The organism is Streptomyces rectiviolaceus (assembly GCF_039533825.1).
Lineage (GTDB): Bacteria > Actinomycetota > Actinomycetes > Streptomycetales > Streptomycetaceae > Streptomyces > Streptomyces rectiviolaceus.
In genome coordinates this window covers 49,475-71,281 of the sequence record NZ_BAAAUG010000043.1, presented here as the reverse complement: position 1 = coordinate 71,281, position 21,807 = coordinate 49,475, and the positions used below count along the sequence as shown (strand labels likewise).

The window sequence follows — 21,807 nt, the reverse complement described above, 5'->3', positions numbered from 1 at the left end:
CGTCACCGTCCCGGCCCGCCAGGGCCTGGTGCCGCTGCCCACCCTGGGCTGCGCGGTGCTCGCGGACACGGCGGAGCCGTGGGGCACGGCACAGGTCGATGCGCGGGACGGGCGGCTGCGGATCACCGGCCGTCGGCAGACGGTGACGGCCGGGCCCCAGTGGTCGCGGGCCGCGCCGGGCTGGCACGCGGTGCGCCGCCTCGAACTGGGCGGCACGGGTGGTACGGGCGGTACGGACGACACGGGCGGCGCTGGCGGCACGGGATCCGGAAAGTCTCTTGTGCTCGACGAGTTGGACCCCTATCGCACCTTCCCGTACCCGAGCCCGCCCCACCTCCTGTCCACCGCCGAGGCGCGGACCTGGCAGGACCTGCTCAGGGACGCGTGGGAGATCCTGCGGCGCGACGAGCCGGAGAGCGCGGAGGCGATGCGCGCCGGGCTGATGTCGCTGGCCCCCACACCGGCCAGAGAAAGGTATCGGCCACACAGTGTCACGGCCGGGGACGCGTTCGGTGGCGTGATGGCGTCGCGGCCGGACGACGTCGCACAGCTCGCCGCCACGCTGGTGCACGAGTTCCAGCACACCAAGCTGGGCGGCCTGATCCATCTGGGGCCGCTGAGCACGCCACCGGACCCGCAGGGCGCGCGCGAGCAGCTCTTCTACGCTCCCTGGCGGGACGATCCGCGGCCGCTGAGCGGGCTGCTTCAGGGGATCTACGCCTTCGCGGGCGTCGCCCGGTTCTGGCGTGCCCACCGGCACGCCGCCGAAGCCGCGCAGGCCCCGATGGCGCACTTCGAGTTCGCGCTGTGGCGCGCCCAGGTGGCGTCCACCGTGGAGCTCGTCCACCGACACGAACACCTGACACCGCTGGGGCGGCGGCTCCTCGGCGCGCTGCGCGGTCGATGCGTGGAGTGGATGGCCGAGCCGGTGCCGGCCGCCGAGCTCGCCCTGGCACAGGAGGTGGCGGCCGACCACCGCGCCCGCTGGCGCGCGCATCATCTGCGGCCTGAAGCCTCGGCCGTGGAGGAGGCCCTGCGGGCCTGGCGGCGGGGCGACGCCCGGCCCCCGGCCGCGCTCGCCGCGCGACCCGAGCTCGTCCCGGACGCCGAGCCCCGCTATCTCGACACCGCGGCCGTCCTGGCCCGCTACCGCCTGGGCGACCCCTCGGCCGATCCGAGCGACGTCGAGGGGTCCTGCGTCGCCGACCTGCTGCTCGCGCGGGGCGACCTGGATGGCGCGCGGGACGCGTTCGTCGCCCAACTCACCGGCAAGGAAGCACCGTTCGCTGCCTGGGCGGGGCTGGGGCGGGCCCTTGCCGGAATGCCGGAGCAGCGGGACGCGTCCCGCCTTCTGTGCCACTTCCCGGAACGGGCCTGCGCCGTACAGAGCGCACTGGAACGTGCCACGGGGCAGCGAGCCGACCCGGTGGAGCTGGCGCGGTGGCTGGGGCGGGGCGGGGCGGCCGAGGGCTAGCGAGCCGAGGGCTAGCGGGGCGGGGGCTTCACGAGCCCCCGCCGCGACGAGCGGTACGGGCGGGCTACAGCGGTACGGGGTCGATGTCGCAGTTGGCGCGCTGCCCCGCCTTGGCCTGGACGGTGGCCGGGTGCGGAGCGGCATGCTCCGAGCGGAGCCGGGGCTCGTCGAGCACGCGCTCCATCCGCGCCAGCGTGTCGGCCCGCACCGCGGCTCCGTCGGCCTCCTCGCCCAGCGCGGTGAGGTCCGCCGCCAGGTTGATGGCACAGGCGAGCGTGGTGGGGTGGTCCTCGCCGAGCGTGGCCCGGCAGCGCTCCAGGGTCTCCTGGCCGAGCACGCGGGCCGAGCCGTGGTCGCCGAGCGCCGCCTGATCGCTGGCCAGGTTGATGGCGCAGGCCAGGGCGATGGGGTGGGCCGGGCCGAGCCGTTCGGTGAGGGAGGAGAGGGCCGCTTCGTCGAGCCGGCGCGCCTCGTCGGGATTGCCGAGCAGACGCAGCGTCACCGCGAGGTCGATGTCGGCGGCCAGTACGTGGGGGTGGTCGGGGTCGAAGATGTCGCGGTACCCCCGGCACGCCTTGACACCCCGCTCGCGTGCCGCCTGGAGGTCGCCGTTCTCGCGCAGTGCGATGGACAGGGTCAGGGCGGCGGAGAGGGACTGCGGGTGGTTGTCGCCGTACCGGCGGGTGAAGCGGGAGCTGGCGTCGGTGGCCAGTTCCAGGGACTTGGCGTGGTCGCCCTCCTTGCGGCAGGCCTCGCTGAGCTGGCGCACCGTGCCGATGGTGGCGGGGTTGCCGCGGCCGAAGACCTCGCGGTAGGCGATCATGACGGCTTCCTGGCGGGCGCGCGCGCCGACGTAGTCCCCTGTCTCGCGCATGTCGATGGCGACGTTGAGCTCGGTGTGCAGCGTCTGCTGATGGTCCTGGCCGAGCACCCGCAGCTTCAACGCCAGGGTCTGCTGGTCGAGTTCGTAGGCCTGGCGGTAGTCCCCCATCAGGCGCAGGCTCACCGCGAGGTTGTGGGCGGTGTTCAGGGTGGTCGGGTCCTCTTCGCCGAAGGCCCTGCGTGCCCGCTCGTACACCGTGGCGTCCAGCTGGGCGCCGAGGGCGAAGTCTCCTTCGACACGTCGCACGGCGGCCTCGAAGTTGATCGCGTCCAGGGCGTCCTCGCGGGCGTCCTCACGGCCGGCCGGGGCCGTGCGCTCGTAGATCGCCCTGATCTGGTCCACAAGGGCCGCGGCCTCGCGGTGGCGGCCGACGCTCCAGTAGAAGAAGCCCAGCTTCTGCCCCATGATGAGCGTCATCTGGTCTTCCTCGCCGAAGACGTCCCGCCAGGTCGCCCAGGCCCGCTCGGAGAAGTCGAGCGCCACGTCGTGGTCGCCCCAGTGGTAGAGGTACAGGGCGACGTTCAGGACGAGCTGGCGCACCCAGGGCTGGTCCGACTTGATCGCCTCGGAGGCGATGACGTGGCTGTACAGCTCCGCGTAGCGGGGCCAGTTGGCCGGGGCCACCGGGGACTTGGGGTCGGCGGCGGCCAGCAGGGTGTGGGCGCCGTGGCGCATCCGGACCTGCTCCTCGGGGGTCATGCGGTTGTTCAGGACGAGCTGGACGAGGCGGTGCATCTCGATGGAGTTCGTACGGTGGTCGATGCGGGCGAGGGAGTAGCGGTTCACCTCCCTTATGGCGCGCGCGAGCCGCATCGGGTCGTTCAGCGTCGCGTCGAGCTCGGGGAAGATGCTGCTGTTCCCGAGGCCGGAGAAGATGGACCGCGAGATCGGGTCCGGCGCGAAGTACGAGCAGAGCTGCAGCAGACGCAGGGCCGAGGGGCTGCGGGTCTCCAGGTGGTCGAGGGAGACGTTCCAGGCGGCGGCGACCGGCAGTTGGTAGTCCGGGGGCGGGGACGTCTCCAGGAGTTCGGTGCGCTTACTCTCGAAGAGGCGCAGATACTCGGACGCGGGCATGCCCGTCTCCGCGCGCCACGCGGCGGCCTGCTCCAGGGCGAGCGGCAGGTCTCCCAGCGCCTCGGCAAGCCGGTCGGCCTCGTCCTCCTGGAGGGGCGGCCCGGAATGGCGAAGGAGTTCCTTGCTCTCCTCGCGCGTGAAGACGTCCACCTCGAGCGAGCCGCCGACCAGACCCCACCGCCTGTTGCGGGAGGTCACCAGGATCGTGCCGTTGCCTCCGGTGGGGAAGTAGTGGCGTACCTGCTCGGGGTTGTCGGCGTTGTCGAAGATCAGCAGCCAGCGCGAGAAGGGGCGGCCCTCGCGAAGGGCCTCACGCACCGCGGGTCCCGCGATGTTCGCCTCGGTGCTGGTCTCAAGGCCCAGGCGCCCGGCCAGTTCCACCAGGGCCTGACCGATCTGGCCGGGCCGCTCGGAGGGGATCCACCAGACGATGTCGTACTCGCCCTGGTGCCGGTACGCGTACTCGATGGCCAGCTGGGTCTTGCCCACGCCGCCCATGCCGTGGATCGCCTCGGGCAGGACCGTGGTCGTGCCCTCGCGCAGGCGCTCACCGAGCAGTTCGAGGAGCTCTGCGCGGCCGGTGAAATTGGGGTTCCTCGGCGGTAGGTTTCCCCAGACGCGCGGCTGTGATGTGCGGTCCCCCTCCATTGTTTGCTGGGGCGTAGTCGACATCACCGAAGCTCCTTCAAGGACGGGCCGAGAGACGGGGGTTCCACCGCTTTTCTCCAGGCTGACTGCGTATCGCCGATCGTGCCAGCCAAGTACGCCTGCCAGCAGAGCGGCGCGCTGCATGAAACGACCGGAGAGTGCTCTCAGCGCGGCGAGTTCCACGCGCAGGAAACCGATATTGCGACTGTTCACCCGGGGCATGGCCAGGGTGTCCAGTGGTTCGGCCGGGGAGGGGAGCAGCGAGGCGGTCTCTGCTCCGACACCCGCCAACAGGGCGCGTACGTCGTGCAGGATCCGTGCCGTGTCGCTGCGGCGGCCCAGGGCGAGCAGTTCCTCGCGGACGTCGGGGGCGAAGGAGAACGCCACGTCCGTGATGTCCTCGCCGTGTGCCCCACTGGGCCGGACGAGGCCGCTCATCAGCAGCTCCGACGCGTGCACCGGCCCCGCTCCGGGTGTGGTCTCCAGGACCTTGCGGATGAGGGGGAGGCTCAGGGGGACGGCGGATAAGCGCGTCGCCAGCGTGAAGGCCGTGGGCGAGGCGCCGGCGCGGAAATCCGACACGCGCTCCGATGCGGGCACCGTGCTGCGCGGGTCAGGGATGTCGTCCGTCCAGGGCAGGGCGCGCGCCGCGTCAGGCCGGCGCTTCCAGTCCTGCGCCCGGATGGCGGACATCTCGAGCCACCGCGGCTCCGGGCCCATGACGAGCTGGGTCCAGGCCTCGGCCCAGCGGTTGGTCAGGGCCAGGACAGGCACGAGGACCGCGTCCCCCTCGGCCTCGGGCTCGTCCGGGTCGTGCGACTCCACGGGGGCCTCGCGCAGCTCCCAGTCGAGCTCGCTGTTGGCCGCCCAGGCGTGGTCGGCGCGCAGCCGCACCCGCAGGACGTCGAGGCCCGTGCGGAACCACAGCTGCTGGGGGAGCACATGCACCACGGCGACCGGACAGGTGCGCCCCCAGGCGCGCAGCAGGGGCATGACCGCGCCCGACCGCCATCCGGCCGCCAGACCGTCGGTCAGCACGAGGACCACGCGGTCCATGTCCCCGGCGCTGCCGATGGGCTCTTCCATGCTGAGACGGGCGGGGCCGGTCTCGTCGGTGCCGCGCAGGTGCAGCACGCGTACGCGCGCGAAGTCCCCCGCGCGGTTCAGTTCGTCGGCCAGGTCGTGGACCGCCTGGTCCCACACCTTCATCGTCAGGTGACCGTCGATGACGAGGACCGCTTCGGAGCGTTCCGGTCTGCCCGGCCGGCCGGGCCTCGAGTGTCCGAGCCGACGGAGAACGGACGCGGCCTCACGACGTGCCCGCGTAGCCGGTCCCTGCCGCTGCCCTCCGTCGTCATGCATATGCGCCCTCAAGGCGTCGTGGCGGCCAGGACAGTTGTGCGGAGTCCCGCAGAGCGCGGGCGTGCGTGACATCCACAAGCGCAGCGTGACAGTGCGCCCGCACTGCAAGCAAGGGGGTACGGCCGCATGGCCCGGGGCGCACGGAAATCCTGCCGGAAGTCGCGCCTTCGGCAGGAAAAACAGTGCCTCCGGCGGGAAGTTTCCTGCCCCTTGCGGGAAACTTCTTGCCCCCTGCGGGTAACGGCCGCACGGCAGTGGAGGCCGGCTGGTTCACGGCGCGGCACCCCCTCTCGCCGAGTGCGGGAGGATCACGGACATGTGGCCGGCGGGCCCGTTCAACTCGTCACCGGCGCGCGGTCGGGGCCGGGCGGCCCGGGTCTGCGTTCCGGATCGTCGAGCAGGATCGCCAGATGGCGTCCCACGTGGTTGTCCCAGCCCTCGGGTCCCAGCGCCAGAGCCTCCTTGCGCCAATTTCCGGCGCGCGTCATCAGACTGGACAGGCCCCTGTCCTGGACCATCTCGGCGACCGCCTCCTTGAAGGCGGGATCGCCGCAGTCGCCCCGGTGCCAGATCATCGCGGGCACCCCCGCCCGCAGTCCTGCCATGAACTCCCGGCGGCTGTCGCGTGAGTCGGTGCCCGGCGGCCGGCTCAGCACCAGGCAGACCGCGTGGTCGTCATCCTTCAGCTCGCGCTCCAGGTGGAAGTGCGACTGGCCGGGAGGGTTGAAGTACGAATGGCTGTCGGCGGGCTGCTCCTTGAGCTGACGCCACTTCTTGTGCCAGGGGCGGTGCCAGGCGGCCTTGCGCAGGCGCTCGAAACTGCGGATCAGCACGGCGTAGTCCATCACCAGGGGTGTCGGTGTCGAGGAGGAGGACTCCTTGTGCCACCACTCCACCGGCTCCCCCAGTAGTTCCCACGGCAGGATGAACTCCAGGACGACCGGTTGTCTCAGGTCCGCCCACCGCTCCTCGGTCTGCTCGATGAGGACCTCGACCTCCGCGGGCAGTTCGTCGCGGTGCAGGTGCAGGGTCTCGCCCGGTACGGGATGCCAGCCCTCGGCGTCCGACTGCCGCCAGTGGGAGAGGAAATAGCGCTCGGGGTCCACCCCGTCGGGCTCGAACTGGATCATCAGATACGCGGGCACCATGGGCGGTGGGGCCTGCTGAGCCATGCCGCTGCGCTGCCAGTCGACGATCTGGTCCTCAAGGCCCCATGTCCTTGCCTGCTGACGGTTCCAGCGACGCAGGTCCTCCGCTGCCTCCATCTGTCCGTCCTCCACGAGCTGTTCGGCGGCCAGGGCCAGGAACGCCATGCTCACCGGCAGTTCTTTAGCGGCGGTGTTGTCGCCGGCCAGTCGTAGGAAGACTGCCCAACCCGTGTCGCACCACGCGGGCAATTCCTGGGTGCGTGACCGGCTGGCTCGCCGGGCCAGCGTGGCGAGTCCGGCCGATGAGCGCATGTCCCGCAGGATCGGCTGCAAGGGGTGCAGGTCGGTGCCGTCGAAGAATTCCACGGCCTCCCATTCGTCCACCAGCCGCAGCAGCGACAGAATGGCGGAAGACTGCTGCTCCAGATATTGCAGGCAGCGCACCAGACACTGCAGCCCGTCAGGGATCCGCGCGCAGTGTTCCACCAGGTGCAGCAGCCAGGGCCGCAGCGCCGCGTTGCGCAAAGGTTCGACGGGTGAGTCCAGCTCGTCGCTCAGCATGCGCACCCATATGTCGGCGCTGTTCTCCTGTCGTACCGTGCTCGATTCCTGCAGTACGTCGACGATGTCGGCGACCAACTTGTTGCGAACCCTCGCAGGGCTGCGCCCTTCCACCCCCGTGACCTCCCGATCGCCACCAGCAGTCAGCAGTCAGCACTCATGCATCGATCAGCACGCGTGCATCGATGTGCGGCACCGTCGTATCGATGGTGACAGCAAGCGTACGACCACAGTCAGGCTCACGGCAGGCCTCCGGCCATTAGCAGAGCAGAGCTGTGACCATCAGGGGCGAGCTGCCAACTCCCATGCCCTGGCGAACAGTTCATGCAAGGGCACGGTTGGCAGCAGTCGTATGAAGGGGCCGTCGAAACCGCCGCGGCCGTCCGGTGAGGCCAGGAGCGTGGCCGGCTTCGCGGACTCCAGGGGCAGGTGCGGTGCGGCGGCCTCGGTCCAGCCGCCGGGCAGGAACGCCGTGCGGCCCGCCCTGGGGCGCTTGCCGGTCTCGATGACGCCTGCCGCGGCCAGCTCCGCTTGCGCGGCTTTGTGGCGGGCGGCCGTCCAGCTGTTCCAGCGTCGTACGTTGCGGTCCGTGGGGGCGGGCAGGGCGAGGAGCTGGAGGTGGAGCGCTGCGGCGTCGCGGCCCACGCCGAGTGCCGCGGCCACCTCCGTGACCAGCTCGGGGACGCTGAGCTGAGGGTTTGCCTCATAACCACCCGCGGGAACGGGCGAGTCGGCGGCTCGGTCGACCATCCTGGCCAGGCCGTCCTCGTACAGAGCCGCCGTCTCCCGGACGCGTCGCAGCAGGTCGGGGAGGGCGAGCTCCTGGCATACGCGGGTCACCCGCTGGAGGCGGCCCGGATCGGCCAGTCCGGCGGGGCGGACGAAGACGTGTCCCTGGGGCGCGCCGACGATGAGCAGGCCGTCGTCGTAGGCCACCGCTTCATCGGCTCCTCCCTGCGGGGGTGAGCCGGGAGACGGATGCAAGGGATGGCGGGTCGGGCCGAAGCGGCGGGCGATCTCCTGCGCACCGCCGGGGAAGGCGTGGCAGCCGAGGGACAGCGGCAGCTCGCGCAGGCGCGCGTGCAGGTCGGGTACGCCCGCGACGGCCGGGTCCCCGACCGGGCGCTCGGTGAGCGCCCACACCAGGAGCGAGGAGAGCGCGCGGTGCGGGACGCTTTTTCCGTAGACCCAGTTCCCCAGGGAGCCGTCCGGGTTGGTCCGGTGCAGTTTGACTCCGCCGTGAGTGTCGGCCGCGAGGACATATCTTGCTGCGGTTGCGTCCTGGGTGCCCGAACCGGCGAGTGCGGCGGCCCAGTCGGCGCCCAGGGTCAGATCGTTCTCCAGCGCCGCGGTCAGGTCCTCGTCGACGTACGGACGCGCTCCGAGGAGCCGGATCCACACCTCCGCCATGCGCCCGGCGGCGGCCACGACGCCGCCATCGGCCCAGAGGTCGGCCGGGTCGTCCGGCATGCCCGCCGCGAGGATCTCCTGGCGTCCCGCGATGCCCAGCTTCGAGAAGAGGCTGTCGTACGCGGACTCGATTTCCTTGGTCGCTCGGTAGGGAGCTCCTCGCAGCATCTTGCGGTGATCGTCGGTCCAGGCCTGCCGGGGCAGTCCACCGAGCGCGAGCGCCGCGAGCGCTCGCCGTGCTCCGGTCCGGCGGGAGAACTCCGTCAGGGCTTCGGTGCTCAGGGGCAACGGGCCCTTCACGGCGAGGAGTTCGAGGAGGCGTACGAGACGCGCCGCGTCGTCACGGGCGATGCCGACCGTCTCGCAGTCCGTCGCGCCCTCCGGTGCGGGGGCCGCGCCGGGCTGGATGAACCGGAGCTCGGGGTCGGCCGGTGCGGTGACCCGGCCGCGGTCGGCGGGAGCGGCTGCCGTGGTCGCTGCCACCGGGTGCCCGGCGGCGCGGCTCGCGGCCAGTGCGGACTCGGTGGCCCGGCCGGTGCGCCAACTGCTGCCGGGCTCGGCGAAGGGCTGCCCGCTCCAGGTGTGCAACAGCTCGGTCAGGGCTGCCCGTTCGGTGTCCGGGGTGGGGGCGGTGACCGCGCGCCAGGCCACCGCGTCGATTCCGCCGAGCAGTGTCGTCCAGTCGGCGGGCGGCGCGGGCGGGCTGAGCCTGCGGGTCTCGTCGTCCGTCTCGCCGCGCAGGTGGCGGCCGTCGGCGGCGATGGCGGTCTGCGTGGCGGGCTGTGGCTGGGCGGAGTGTCGCCGGAAGCCTTGGGGGTTGGTCAGGAGCCCGCGCAGTGCCGCGGTCAGGTCCGTGTCCGAGACTTCCGCCCGGAGCGTGACCGCGGGCCCCGAACGCATGATGCCGACCTGCCGGGAGAGCACCTCGCGAAGGGCCAGGGCGGCTGCCGCGCGGCGAGCTGCCCGGAGCGCACCCTCGATGATGCGGCGGTCCTTCAACTGAGGGAGGGCGCTGACGAGTTCGGCGTGCAGCTCGTGGTCGGACGTGGCCGTACGGGCCGCTTCCAGCAGGGTCCGCGCGGTGGCGTGGGTCGCCGCGCGCAGCGCCCTGGAGGACGCCGGGTCGCGTGGTGTGAGGAAGTGCCAGAAGGCGGGCGGCGGGGCCAGGAACTTCCCGGCGCTGTTCAGCCGGTCGGGCCTCTGGTTGTTCCCCTTGGCGGCCCGCAGCTTGAAGGCCCGCAGCCAGCTCCGGTCGGGGAACCCGGGCAGCTCCCACAGGAGGGAGCCGTCCTCGGCGGAGTGGCAGCGGACCCGGTCCGTCTCGGCCAGGACGCCGTACTCACCCTCCTCGGGCATGTGGACGATCCCCCAGGGGGTCTGCCCCTGACGTGTCACACGGAAGTCGGCGCGGCGGCCGTCGATGCTCTCCAGGGTGTAGCGCTCGGGGGCGTTGCTCGGGTAGTCCGTGCGGTAGAGCACACGGCAGCCGACCAGCGATCCGTCCTGGCCGAGCGGTGACGGGGCCGCGCCCGGCGGCATCGGTGCGAGGGAGATGCCGTCCAGGTGGACGGCCATGCCCTGTTCGGCCGGAGGAGCACCGGGGAAGTCGGGCAGTCGGCGGTCCTCGCCCCGCACGCCGGTCTCCGGATCGAAGCGCGTCCAGCCGCGGTCCCTGCCGCCGTGCCGCTCGTTGCCGAAGGGGGCGGAGCTCCAGCAGTGCTTCCCGTCGCTCAGCTGCTGTTCGTGACCGCTGATGCCTTCGCGGTCTCCCGGCCGCAGCGCACGTTCGCCGTCGTGCCGGCCGGTCCCGTCCGCCGTCTCGAACTGGAAGCCGAGCCCGCCGTCGATGTGGCCTCCGTAGGCGACCATGCCCAGCGGGTTCTCCGGCTTGAACACGTCCTCGGGCCGGTCGGACCAGAAGGCGTCGCTGACCAGACCCAGCTGGTCGTCGGTGCTCCACCCCACCAGGAAGCGGCCTCCTACGTAGTGCACGCTCTGGCTCCTGGCCTCCTCGGGGAGACGGAACGCGAACGCGGCACGGCGCCCCGCGTGGTCGACCGCCACGGCACGATCGCGGGAGAAGACGGTGAGAACGGGCCAGGTGCCCGTCACTCCCGTGACCGTGCCGTCGTCGAACTCGGCCAGGGCGTCCTCCAGGGCGGGCCAGCCGAACTCCTCCGGAAGCCCGGCCCGCAGGGCACGCGCGAGCGGGCCCACGAGGTCCAGCTCGGCCAGGGCTTCTTCGATGCCGTCCAGAGCGGTGGCCGTGGGCCGGTCGAGCAGCGAGCCGAGTTCGACCACCGCCTCCTCGGCGGCGGCCAGTCCTCCGCCGCGCAACTCCCCGAGCAGGCGGGTGATCCGCCCGTGCACCTCGGCATTGATGCCGGCGTTGCCCGGCAGCAGTGTCAGTGCGGTGCCGCGCCGCAGCCGGGCGTGGACCGTGCCCTCGAGGCGCGGCCCGAAGACCGGGTCCTCGGCCAGGGAACGCAGGTCGCGGTGCGAACGCTCGCCCCAGAAGTTGAGCGGCACCCGCAGGCCGGGATCCTCCACGGCGACGCCCGCGGCCAGGCAGGTGTCCAACAGGTCGGCGTCCAGGCCCGTGTAGTGGTGCCGCGTCCTGTGCACCTGGACCGGCCCGCCCTCCGCGCGGATGAACGGCGCGAGTCCGGTCACCAGGTCGAGCAGTTCTCGCGGAAGCTGCTGGCGGCTGACGCCGCCGCCGTCGGCCTTCCGATAGCCGTAGGCGTACGTGAACCGTCCGAGCCAGGCCCCGCAGCCGCCCTCGGGCGTGACCCGGCCCGCCACCATGGCGTCGCCCGCTCCGGAGCGGGCCAGCAGGCGCAGCCAGGCGGCGCCGTCGGTGTTGTGGGAGGGGAAGAGGTCCACCAGGGCGCTGCTCAGCGCGTCGTCCGCCGGGTGGTCCGCGAGCACGGCGGCCGCCGCGTCGAGGAGGGCGTCCGGCACGGGCTTCCCGCGCGCCTGGCGCAGGACTTCGCCGAGTACGCGCGCCTCCTCGGCCTGCCCGAGGCCGGCGCTCCGCGCCGAATTCCGGATCCGCGTGGCCAGGTCGGCGGCGAGGCCCGCGGGCGACCCCGCCCACGCCGTCAGGAAGCGCACGAACTCCTGATGCGCCCGCTCCGGAGACAGCGAGGCGGCCAGCCACCGCTGGTGCGCGCCCATCTCCTTGGCGGGCAGGGCGCCAGCGCGGGCGAACAGCAGCGCGTTCTCGACGCGGTGTCCCTCGTCGACCGGCAGTCCCAGCTTCTGCTCGGCCTGGCGTGCCAGTGCGTAGGCCCGCCCGGCGTGCCGGGGCTGCCAGGAGCTCAGCCGGTGACCCACCGTGTCCCAGAACCACGGCCGGTGGGCCGCGGGCAACCGCTCGGCGCGCCAGCCGAGTTCCCGCAGTACCTGCCCCGGCTTCTCGTGCGCCCGCCCGAGCTCGGTCCGCAGCAGCTCTGTCGACTCCTCGGCGACCGGCTCGGCAGCGGGGTCATGAGCCCTTGCCCAGTCGAGGTACAGCGTGGAGGAGTGAGGTTGTGTCGGCAGAGGAATCACAAGCGCTGGAGCCATGCCGAAGATCCTGACACGCGCCACTGACAGCGCCGCTGGTTCCTTGGCCCGGGGCGGCTCCGTTCAGTCAGTGACGGTGAGTTCAGTCAGTGGCGATGAGTTCGTTCAGGACGGGTGCCTTCTTCGCCGCTTTGACCGTGAGCCTTACGTAGCGGACCGGTTCCGTGCCCGGCGCGTGCCAAGTGCGGCCGTCCGTCGACGTCTCGACCGTGTGGCCTGCGGGCTTGACCGTCCACTTCGGCGTGACCGCGGCGACCTGGGACGTCCGCCCCAGGTCCACTGTCAGGGCGGACTTCCCGGCGGTCGGCGACCAGGCGGTGACCGTGTTGCCGTCCACCGCTGCCGCCGCGTACAGACCGGGGTCCTCGGAGGTCGCCTCCGCCGGGCGGCAGCGCGCCAGGTCCTTCGTCGGCTTCAGGTCGGGGCGGCGGGTCTCGAGGACGGCCGGGGCGCCCTCGCCCACCGTGAGCCGCCCCTTCGGGGAGTCGATCGCGAAGGGGCTTCCCGAAGTGAGCCGGACCGTCGTCTTCTCGGGGCCGATCGCGATGTCGTACGTACGGCCGCGCCACTTCATGCCGCGCAGCGTCACGCCCTTCTTGAGCTGCGGCGGAAGCGTCGGGTCGAGCTTCACGGAGTCCTCGCGCAGCCGCAGCCCCGTCAGGCCGTGCGTGAACACCTGCAGGAAGCCGCCCTTTCCGGTGAGGAAGTCCTGCGCGGGTGAGCCCGCGAGAGCGTCGCCCGCACCCGCCTTGTCACCGCGGGCCTCGGAGAACAGGGCGAACGGGCCACGCATGAAGGGACGTACGGACCGCTGGAGGAAGGTGTACGCCGAGCAGCCGGGCTCACCGATCGCGGCGGCGTCGATCGCGTGCACGGAGTCCGTCATGGCGGGCCCGTCCGGATCGGTGCGCGCGCTGTAGTAGTCGAGGGTCGCGGCAGCGGCGCCCTTGGGCATGGGCCAGTCCAGGGGGTAGGTGAGCAGCACGGTGTCGGCCTGCTTGATGGTCGAACCGTCGTAACCCGCGTACTGGAGATAGATCTTGCGCTTCGGGTCGTACGGGATGCGGATGCGGTCCGCGGTCCTGGTCCAGGCGGCCGGGGCGGTCCGGTCGAGCACGCGGGCCGCGCTGACCGCCGAGCGCAGGGCGGTGGCCGCGACCGCGTTCGTGTAGACGCCGTCCGTCACGCCGTTGCTGTACTCGTCAGGGCCCGCGACGTTCTGAATTGAATAACTGCCGTCTTCATTGAGGTGCGTGCGCGACGTCCAGTACTCGGCGATGCCCTTCAGGAGGGGCCAGCCGCGCGAACGCAGCCAGTCGCGGTCTCCCGTCGCGAGGTAGTACTGCCAGGCGGCGAGCGCGATGTCGCCCTGGAGATGGTTCTGCTGGACGCAGTGCGGTGGGTACCAACTCTGGCACTCCGACCACAGGGCGCCGCGGCTCGCGCTCGTCCAGGGGTAGAAGAGGCCCTTCACGGCGGTCTTGGCGGCGTTGTCGCGGGCGGCCTCGCTGGTCGCGTGGCGGTACTCCAGGACGGGGCGTGCGAGTTCGGGGCGGGTCGCGAGCAGCGCGGGGTACATCCAGGTCTCGGCGTCCCAGAAGATCATGCCCGCGTAGTTGTCGCTGGTCAGCCCTGCGGGCGCGATGCTGTCTCGGGCCCCGCGGCGGGTGGACGACAGGAGGCCGTACTGCGCCGAACGCGCCCAGAGTTGGAGATCGGGCTGCCCGGGGACCTCGATGTCGGACGACCACAGCTGCCGCCAGGCCGCGGCGTGCCCGGCGAACAGTGCGGGCCAGCCGCGGTCGGCCGCGCGCAGGGATACGGCGCGGGCGTCGGCGTGCGGGGTGCGGGAGGTGGCGGCCGTGTCGACCCCGACGTACTTGGTGACGTCGTACGTCCGGCCCTCCTGGACGGCGAGGACGGCGGACTGGCTGACGCTCAACTTCCGCGCCGGATCCGCCTGACGGGGCCTTCCAGGGGCCACCAGGGTGGATGCCACCGCGCCGTCCGTGCGGGTGCCGTCGGTGCGGAAGGTGACCTCCATGGTCCGCTCCCCGGTCGCGCCGCCGCCGGTCTGCGCCATCCGGCGGGCGCCCCGGCCGTCGATGCGGTCGGTGACCTGGGCCTCGCCGGACCAGTCGGGGGTGAGGCGCAGCCGTACGGCGCCGGTGTGGGCGTGGCCGCGGTCCGTCAGGACGTCGTAGGTCAGTCGGGTGCGGCGGCCGTCGGCGGTGATCCAGGTGAGCGAGGTCCTGACGAAACCGCAGCGGAGGTTCAGGGTCTGCCGGTAGTCCGACACGCGGCTGCGCGGGCCGTACGTCTCACCGCCGACGGTGACGTCGAGCGCCGTCCAGGTGGGCAGGGCGGCGATGGCCTCGCGGCCCGCGGTGTTGCGGGGCCCGCGCGCGTAGAGGCCCGCCGCGAAGGCACCGTCGTAGCGGGGGGTGTAGAGGGGCCAGCCGGTCTTCTGGTCCTTCACCGGCGCGGAGTAGCCCGCTCCGGAGGGCGGGACCCGGGTGCCGAGGTATCCGTTGCCCACGTAGGGCGCGTACGTGTCCTTCGGAGAGGTGCGGTCCGTGGTGGAGGGGGCCCAGCCCGGGGCAGGTGTGCAGTCCGGGGTCCTGGGCTGGGGCTGGTCGGCTTCCGGGACGGGGACGGGGGAGGCGGTGGCGAGGAGGGCGGTCGCGAGGAGCGTGGCGGTGAGGAGGGTCACGGGGTGACGATGCGCGGGTGCGCCACCGGAAACGGGGTGGCGCGCCCCGGGGTCCCACGGGTGGGCGCTTGCCCAGGACCGTCGGCCGGTCCTGTTCTCAAACGCTCGCCAGTCCGGATTTCAAACCCGCCCCGCACAGTGGAACCACCGCGGTGCGCTCGCCGAGGGCGCCGTTCCGTACGGCTGCCCAGCAGGCGACCCCGGTCGCCTCGACGTACAACCCGCGTCCCGCCAGGTCCAGTTGAGCGTGCCGGATCTGGTCCTCGGTGACCGTCAGGAAGCCGCCGCCGAGTCCGCGTACCGCCCGGAGGATCTGCCGTGCGCGAGGTGGCCGTGGAATCGCGATGCCCTCCGCGAGCGTGGGCGCCATCGGGGTGGTGCCCAGCGGCTCGTCGGCGCCCGCGCGCCACGCCTCGGCCAGCGGGGCGACCGCCGCGGCCTGCACGGCGTACAGCGCGGGAGCCTTCGCGATCAGGCCCGCCGCGTGCAGCTCCCGCACCGCCAGGGCCGCGCCGAGCAGCAGGGTGCCGTTGCCCACGGGCACGACGAGCGCGTCCGGCAGACGGCCGCCCAGGTCCTCCCAGAGCTCGTGCACGTACGTCTTGGTGCCCTGCAGGAAGTAGGGATTGTGGACGTGCGAGGCGTAGAACGTGCCGGGGTCGTCGGCCGCCGCCCGTGCAGCCCGTGCCGTCAGCTCACGGTTTCCGGGGACGACTTCGAGCCGCGCCCCGTGCGCGCCGATCTGCTCCAGCTTCTTCGGTGACGTGCCCTCCGGGACGTACACCGTGCAGGGCAGCCCGGCCCGCGCGCAGTACGCGGCGACCGCCGTGCCCGCGTTGCCGCTGCTGTCGGCGATCACCCGCTCCGGGGCGAGCCGCTGTGCGAGCGCGGCGAGCATGACCGCGCCGCGGTCCTTGAAGGAGAGCGTCGGCATCAGGAAGTCGAGCTTGGCCGAGATCGCGCCATTCAGCGGTACGAGCGGCGTACGGCCCTCGCCGAGCGAGAACGCGGGGGCGGGCAGCGGCAGGGACTCCGCGTACCGCCACAGTGAATTGACCCTTCCGTTAAGGGATTTCAGCGGCGCGGGATTGGGGGAGAAGTCCAGGTCGAGCGGGCCGCGGCAGACGGGGCAGCACCAGGCGAGGGTGCCCGCGGGGACACGGGTTCCGTCGGCGGGGCAGAAACAATCCGGCAATGCTGTCATGTGCGCAGGCTAGTTGGGGCAGTTGGGGCCGATGTGTCATGGCGGGTGCGTGGCGGTCATGTTGCGTCCGGTCCTGGCCCTTGTGGGATTCCTATGGATCAGCCAATCTTTCGTCCCGACGAAGGCAAGAGTGGACGCATTGCTTGACATGTACCTGTCTTTTGCCTCCGCGCGTGTGGGCACCACCAGCACCGCCCGTACCACTGGCACCATCCCCCACCAGCGCACCACCTATTGAGGAGGACCCCTCAGATGGCAGTGATGCGTCACACCCGCCGAAGACTGGCCGGGATCAGCGCGACAGCGGTCGCGGCCCTCGCCCTCGGCGTCGTCTCCGCCCTCCCCGCGACCGCTCAGCCGGGTCAGGCCGAAGGCACGATCGAGAACGCCGGAGCCCCCGGCGCGATACCCGGCAGCTACATAGTCAGCCTCGACGAGGACGCCGCGAAGGCGGACTCCAAGGCGGGCAAGGCGCTGGCCGAGGAGTACGGCGCCGAGATCAAGCGCACGTACAAGAAGGCCCTCAACGGCTACGCGGTCGAGCTCTCCGCGGCCGAGGCCAAGAAGTTCGCCGCGGACCCGGCGGTCGATTCCGTCGTGCAGAACCGGACGTTCACGGTCGACGCCACCCAGCCGAACCCGCCCTCCTGGGGCCTGGACCGCATCGACCAGAAGACGCTCCCGCTGAACAACTCCTACACCTACCCGGACTCCGCCGGTGAGGGCGTCACGGCGTACGTCATCGACACCGGGGTGCGCATCAGCCACAGCGACTTCGGTGGCCGCGCTTCGTACGGCTATGACGCCATCGACAACGACAACACCGCGCAGGACGGCCACGGCCACGGCACGCACGTCGCGGGCACCGTCGGCGGAACGCTGCACGGCGTCGCCAAGAAGGCGAAGATCGTCGGCGTGCGCGTCCTGAACAACCAGGGCTCCGGCACCACCGCGCAGGTCGTCGCCGGCATTGACTGGGTCGCCCGGAACGCGGTCAAGCCCGCCGTCGCGAACATGTCGCTCGGCGGCGGCGCCGACAGCGCCCTGGACACGGCCGTACGCAACGCCGTCGCGTCCGGCATCACCTTCGCGGTCGCGGCCGGCAACGAGTCGGTCAACGCCTCCACGCGCTCGCCCGCGCGCGTGACCGAGGCCATCACGGTCGGCGCCACCACGAACACCGACGCCAAGGCGAGCTACTCCAACTTCGGCAGCGTCCTGGACCTGTTCGCGCCGGGCTCGTCCATCACCTCGACCTGGAACAGCAGCGACACGGCGACGAACACGATCTCCGGTACGTCGATGGCGTCCCCGCACACCGCGGGCGCCGCGGCGCTCTACCTCGCGGACAACCGCACGTCGACCCCGGCGCAGGTGTCCGCGGCTCTGGTCGCCGCGGCCTCCACGGGCGTCGTCACCAGCCCCGGAACGGGCTCGCCCAACCGCCTCCTGAACGTGGGCCCCGGCTCGACGAACCCTCCGGGCCCCAAGTTTGAAAACGCGACCGACGTCGCGATCAACGACAACACCACGGTCGAATCGCCCGTCACCGTGAGCGGTGTCGCGGGCTCGGCTCCGGCCGCCCTGAGTGTGCCGGTCGCCATCAAGCACACCTACGTAGGTGACCTTCAGGTGCAGCTGATCGCGCCCGACGGCACCGCGTACACGCTGAAGGGATATGGCACCGGCGGCAGTTCGGACGACATCAACACCACGTACACGGTGAACGCGTCGTCGGAGACGGCCAACGGGACGTGGAAGCTGCGGGTGAGTGACAACGCGGCGCAGGACGTCGGGAAGATCGACTCCTGGGGGCTGCAGTTCTAGGCCGCAGGCCTTGAGCTGAGTTACTCCAGTACGAACGTACGCACGCTCTCGTCCTCGCGGAGGGGCTTCGGGTCGCCGACCCGGCCCGCCGCGAGGACGAAGTGTTGAGGGCTCACACTATGACGCCAGATGTGCCTTTTTAGTCCACCGGCCGTGCGCCGCATACGATGCGAAGCCCCCGCATCGACCGACCCTTCCGCATCTGGAGCACGGCACTCGTGGACATACCCCCGCCGCCCGACCTCGGTGGCCGCCCTCAGCAGCCGTACGGGCAGGCCCCGTACGGACCTCCTGCGGGGCCCCCGTACCCGGGCGGGCCTCAGGTTCCGTACCAGCGGTGGCCCGGCGCGTACTCGCCGTACTCCCGCCCTCCGGTCAACGGCTTCGCGATCGCCTCGCTCGTCCTCGGCATCCTCTGCTTCGTGCCCGCCGTGGGGCTGATACTCGGCCTCGTGGCGCTCGCGCAGATCGCGAAGAAGGGCGAGCGCGGCAAGGGCTTGGCGATAGCGGGCAGCATCCTCTCCGTCGTCGGCATCGTGCTGCTGGTGCTCGCCGTCGCCACGGGAGGCGCGCGTGACTTCATGGACGGCTTCAGGGAGGCCGCGCGTGACGCCCGGAACAGTTCCGGGTTCCCCGTCGACAAGGGGGAGTGCTTTAACGTCCCCGGCGGCAAGCTCGAAGGGGCGGAGTACGCCTACCAGGTCGACACGGTGCCCTGCGCCTCGCGGCACGACGGTGAGGTCTTCGCCTCGTTCCGGGTGAACCACGACAGCTACCCCGGCGACTCCGAGCTCATCCACCTCGCCGAGAAGAAGTGCGTCGACCTCCAGGCCGCCTACGTACTCGACACCTGGGTCGACTGGGGGGACGCCCAGATCAACTACTTCGTGCCCGACCGGGACACCTGGCGCCAGGGGGACCGCGGTGTCACCTGTCTCTTCGGTGACGCGGAGGAGAAGCGCACGCTGAAGGGTTCATTCCGCCGCGACGGCACGAACCTCGACGCCGACCAGCTCGCCTACCTGAAGGCGGACAAGGCCCTGTACGACGCCTACGGGACCGAGCCCGACACGGAGAACTTCGAGGACGACCTGCCGGGCCACAAGGAGTGGGCGGGCCGCGTCGACAAGGGCCTCGCCGAGCAGGCCCGGCTGCTGCGCGCGCACGACTGGCCCGCCAAGGCGGACGCCGGCGTCACCGCCCTCATCGACGCCATCGAGCAGAACCGCGAGCAGTGGCAGAAGGCGTCCACCGCCAAGGACGCCGACGCCTTCAGCGAGTACTACGTGCCGGCGCAGCGGCACATCAGCGGCAAGCGCGAGGCCGCGGCACGCAAACCCCTGGACCTGGCGACCACTTCACCGCGCGACGCGACTCCCGGCGGCGACGGTGAGAGCCACGAGGACGACGGAGGCGGGGCGGGCGCGGCGGTGTGAGCTGCCGTGTGGGGTGCCGTGTGAGCTGCCGTGTGGCGAGGGGGCGGCGCGGCGCTCCGGCGAGCGGGTCCTGCTCATCGCAGGGCCGCTCACCCTAAGGGCTTTTTGTCCGCTTCTGTGATAGTTCTTCGGCGTGACGACCGTCATGACGCCGACCGTCGCGGCCCAGCGCACTCCGGGGCCCGCGGCGTCGGACTCTCCCCGAAGGGGCAGCCGCAACGGCAGGAACGGGCCCAGGGTTTCGTGCGTCGCGCACCTCTCCCGCGGGCTCCTCGTCGTCGTCGCCCTCCTGAACGCCGCCCTTGTCGTGCTCGTCGCCGCCCCGCTGCCCCGCATCCCGCTCCTGGTGCTCGTCGCGGCGGCGGTCACCTCCTGGGGGCTCGTGATCGTGCCGCCCGCGGTCATCGGCCTGGCGGCCGGAGTGATCGCGGGGCGGCGGCACCCCTGGTGCGCCGCATTCACCGTGCTGACGGGGTTCGTCGCACTCGTGTACGGCGTCATGCCGTACGCCGCCGCGTACCGCACCGCCCAGGACCACGGTCAACCCCTGCTTCCCACGGCCTACTTCGAGGGCGTCAACTACGCCAAGGCCCCCGACGGCGACCGCACGCGCCGGTACGCCCGCATCGGCGAGCGGCGCGAGAAGCTGGACCTCTGGACCCTGCCGAAGCGGGACGGGGTGCGTCACCCGGCCGTGGTCTGGGTGCACGGGGGAGGCTGGAACAAGGGGCACCGCGGCCAGAGCCCCGGATGGAACCGCTGGTTCAACGAACGCGGCTGGTCGGTCTTCGACATCGACTACCGGCTCGCGCCCCGCGTGACCCAGCTCGACCAGATCGGCGACGTGAAGTGCGCCGTGGGGTGGGTGCGGCGGCACGCGCGCGTGTACGGCATCGATCCCGACCGCCTTGTCCTTGCGGGCAGTTCCGCGGGCGGCAACCTCGCCCTCGCGGCTGCCTACACGGAGGGTGATGACCGGGTCCCGGCGTCCTGTGCGGTGCGTGACAGCTCGGTCGCCGGGGTGATCTCCCTCTACGGGCCGACCGACATGGGGCGCCTCATCGCCGGGACCGCGCTGCGCGGCGACCCCATGATCCCGGGTCTGATGGGCGGTTCGGCGAAGGCGGTGCCCGCCCGCTATCTCCTCGGCTCGCCCGCGAAGCTCGTACGGACCGATGTGCCGCCCACGCTCTTGCTGCACGGCAGCGCGGACCGGGCGGTGCCGGTGGCGCAGGCGCGGGAGCTGGCGCGGCGGCTCGACGCGGCGGGGGCGCCGGCGACGTATGTCGAACTCCCCTGGGCGGACCACTGCTTCGACGTGAACTGGGGCGGCTGGGGGAGTCAGATCGCGAGATCGGCGATCTCCCGGTTCCTCGCCATCCGGGGCGAGAGCGCTTGATCGCCGCCTCCTGGAGAGCCGCGCGAAACTGATCGCCATAGCTGCGGAAAGCCCCTGCGTAAAGACCTGCACACTCCAAAATCATCACTTCGGGTGATTCCTTGGCCTTGGGTTGCGGCCAACAACCCACGGTTGCCAGGCTGTTGCTGTCTGTCAACCTGATGGGAGTGGCCAGTGACTTTCGGTGAACAGCCGGCGTATCTGCGTGTCGCGGGTGATCTCCGCAAGAAGATCGTCGACGGTTCCCTGCCGCCGCACACCCGACTCCCCTCGCAGGCCAGGATCCGCGAGGAGTACGGAGTGTCGGACACGGTCGCCCTGGAGGCCCGCAAGGTCCTGATGGCCGAAGGCCTGGTCGAAGGGCGTTCCGGATCCGGCACCTATGTGCGCGAGCGACCGGTGCCCCGCCGCGTCGCCCGTACCGGCTATCGGGCCTCCGGCGGCTCGACGCCCTTCCGTCAGGAGCAGGCGGAGGACGGCGCGCGCGGCACGTGGGAGTCCCGCAGCGAGCAGGCGGAGGCGACCAGCACGGTCGCCGAGCGTCTCGGCATCCGCGTGGGCGACCGCGTGATGTGCACCAGGTACGTCTACCGCGACGCGGGCGAGGTGATGATGCTCTCCACATCCTGGGAGCCGCTCGCCGTCACCGGACGCACTCCGGTGATGCTCCCCGAAGAGGGACCGCTCGGCGGCTGCGGAGTGGTCGAGCGCATGGCGGCCATCGACGTGATCGTGGACAACGTCGCGGAGGAGGTCGGCGCGCGCCCGGGGCTTGCGGAGGAGCTCATGGCGCTCGGCGGTGTCCCCGGCCATGTGGTGATCGTCGTGCAGCGGACGTACTTCGCGTCGGGCAAGCCGGTCGAGACGGCCGACGTCGTGGTGCCCGCGGACCGGTATCGCATCGCATACCACCTGCCCGTGAGGTGACCGAGCGCTCCGGCGTACGCCCGGAATCCGGACGGGCCCGTCCGCCCGCCGTGATCGCGAGTTAACGCGCGCTCAACTTCCGTAACGCCGGGGCAATCCCGCCCTGCAACAACTTGTCATGCACGGCTCCTAACTTCGTCGCCCGTACCCGCAATCCGGTCGGACGACAGG

At 71.7% G+C, this 21,807-nt stretch carries 10 protein-coding genes; 5 read left to right on the top strand and 5 right to left on the bottom strand.

Features of this window, described 5'->3' with window-relative positions; all coding sequences use genetic code 11:
• On the top strand, positions 1–1,474 hold a 1,474-nt coding region (locus tag ABD378_RS15480), incomplete at its 5' end, for an aKG-HExxH-type peptide beta-hydroxylase (RefSeq protein ID WP_344521466.1).
• Between the two features lie 64 nt (positions 1,475–1,538).
• Here ABD378_RS15480 and fxsT read toward each other — a convergent pair.
• The 5 genes from fxsT to ABD378_RS15455 form a co-directional block, all read right to left on the bottom strand.
• On the bottom strand, positions 1,539–5,441 hold the full coding sequence (gene fxsT / locus ABD378_RS15475; RefSeq protein ID WP_344521465.1) for an FxSxx-COOH system tetratricopeptide repeat protein: 3,903 nt from the start codon (positions 5,439–5,441) through the stop codon (positions 1,539–1,541).
• Between the two features lie 335 nt (positions 5,442–5,776).
• Positions 5,777–7,228: a VMAP-C domain-containing protein gene (locus ABD378_RS15470; RefSeq protein ID WP_344521464.1), complete on the bottom strand. Its 1,452-nt coding sequence runs from the start codon at positions 7,226–7,228 to the stop codon at positions 5,777–5,779.
• Between the two features lie 204 nt (positions 7,229–7,432).
• Positions 7,433–12,130, bottom strand: coding sequence for a hypothetical protein (locus ABD378_RS15465; RefSeq protein ID WP_344521463.1), 4,698 nt, complete (start codon positions 12,128–12,130; stop codon positions 7,433–7,435).
• 82 nt (positions 12,131–12,212) lie between these two features.
• Positions 12,213–14,843: a glycosyl hydrolase family 65 domain-containing protein gene (locus tag ABD378_RS15460; RefSeq protein ID WP_344521462.1), complete on the bottom strand. Its 2,631-nt coding sequence runs from the start codon at positions 14,841–14,843 to the stop codon at positions 12,213–12,215.
• A 97-nt stretch (positions 14,844–14,940) separates the two neighbouring features.
• A complete protein-coding gene (locus tag ABD378_RS15455; RefSeq protein ID WP_344521461.1) occupies positions 14,941–16,047 on the bottom strand; it encodes a threonine synthase in 1,107 nt (368 codons plus the stop codon).
• 252 nt (positions 16,048–16,299) lie between these two features.
• Here ABD378_RS15455 and ABD378_RS15450 point away from each other — a divergent pair, with 252 nt between their 5' ends.
• From ABD378_RS15450 to ABD378_RS15435, 4 genes are all read left to right on the top strand, one after another.
• Complete coding sequence (locus tag ABD378_RS15450) at positions 16,300–17,874, top strand: S8 family peptidase (protein ID WP_344521460.1); 1,575 nt, start codon at positions 16,300–16,302, stop codon at positions 17,872–17,874.
• A gap of 218 nt (positions 17,875–18,092) precedes the next feature.
• Positions 18,093–19,310, top strand: a complete 1,218-nt coding sequence (locus ABD378_RS15445) for a DUF4190 domain-containing protein (RefSeq protein WP_344521459.1) — start codon at positions 18,093–18,095, stop codon at positions 19,308–19,310.
• 133 nt (positions 19,311–19,443) lie between these two features.
• Positions 19,444–20,709: an alpha/beta hydrolase fold domain-containing protein gene (locus ABD378_RS15440; protein ID WP_344521458.1), complete on the top strand. Its 1,266-nt coding sequence runs from the start codon at positions 19,444–19,446 to the stop codon at positions 20,707–20,709.
• A gap of 174 nt (positions 20,710–20,883) precedes the next feature.
• Positions 20,884–21,636: a GntR family transcriptional regulator gene (locus tag ABD378_RS15435; protein ID WP_344521457.1), complete on the top strand. Its 753-nt coding sequence runs from the start codon at positions 20,884–20,886 to the stop codon at positions 21,634–21,636.
• Positions 21,637–21,807: the final 171 nt, after the last annotated feature.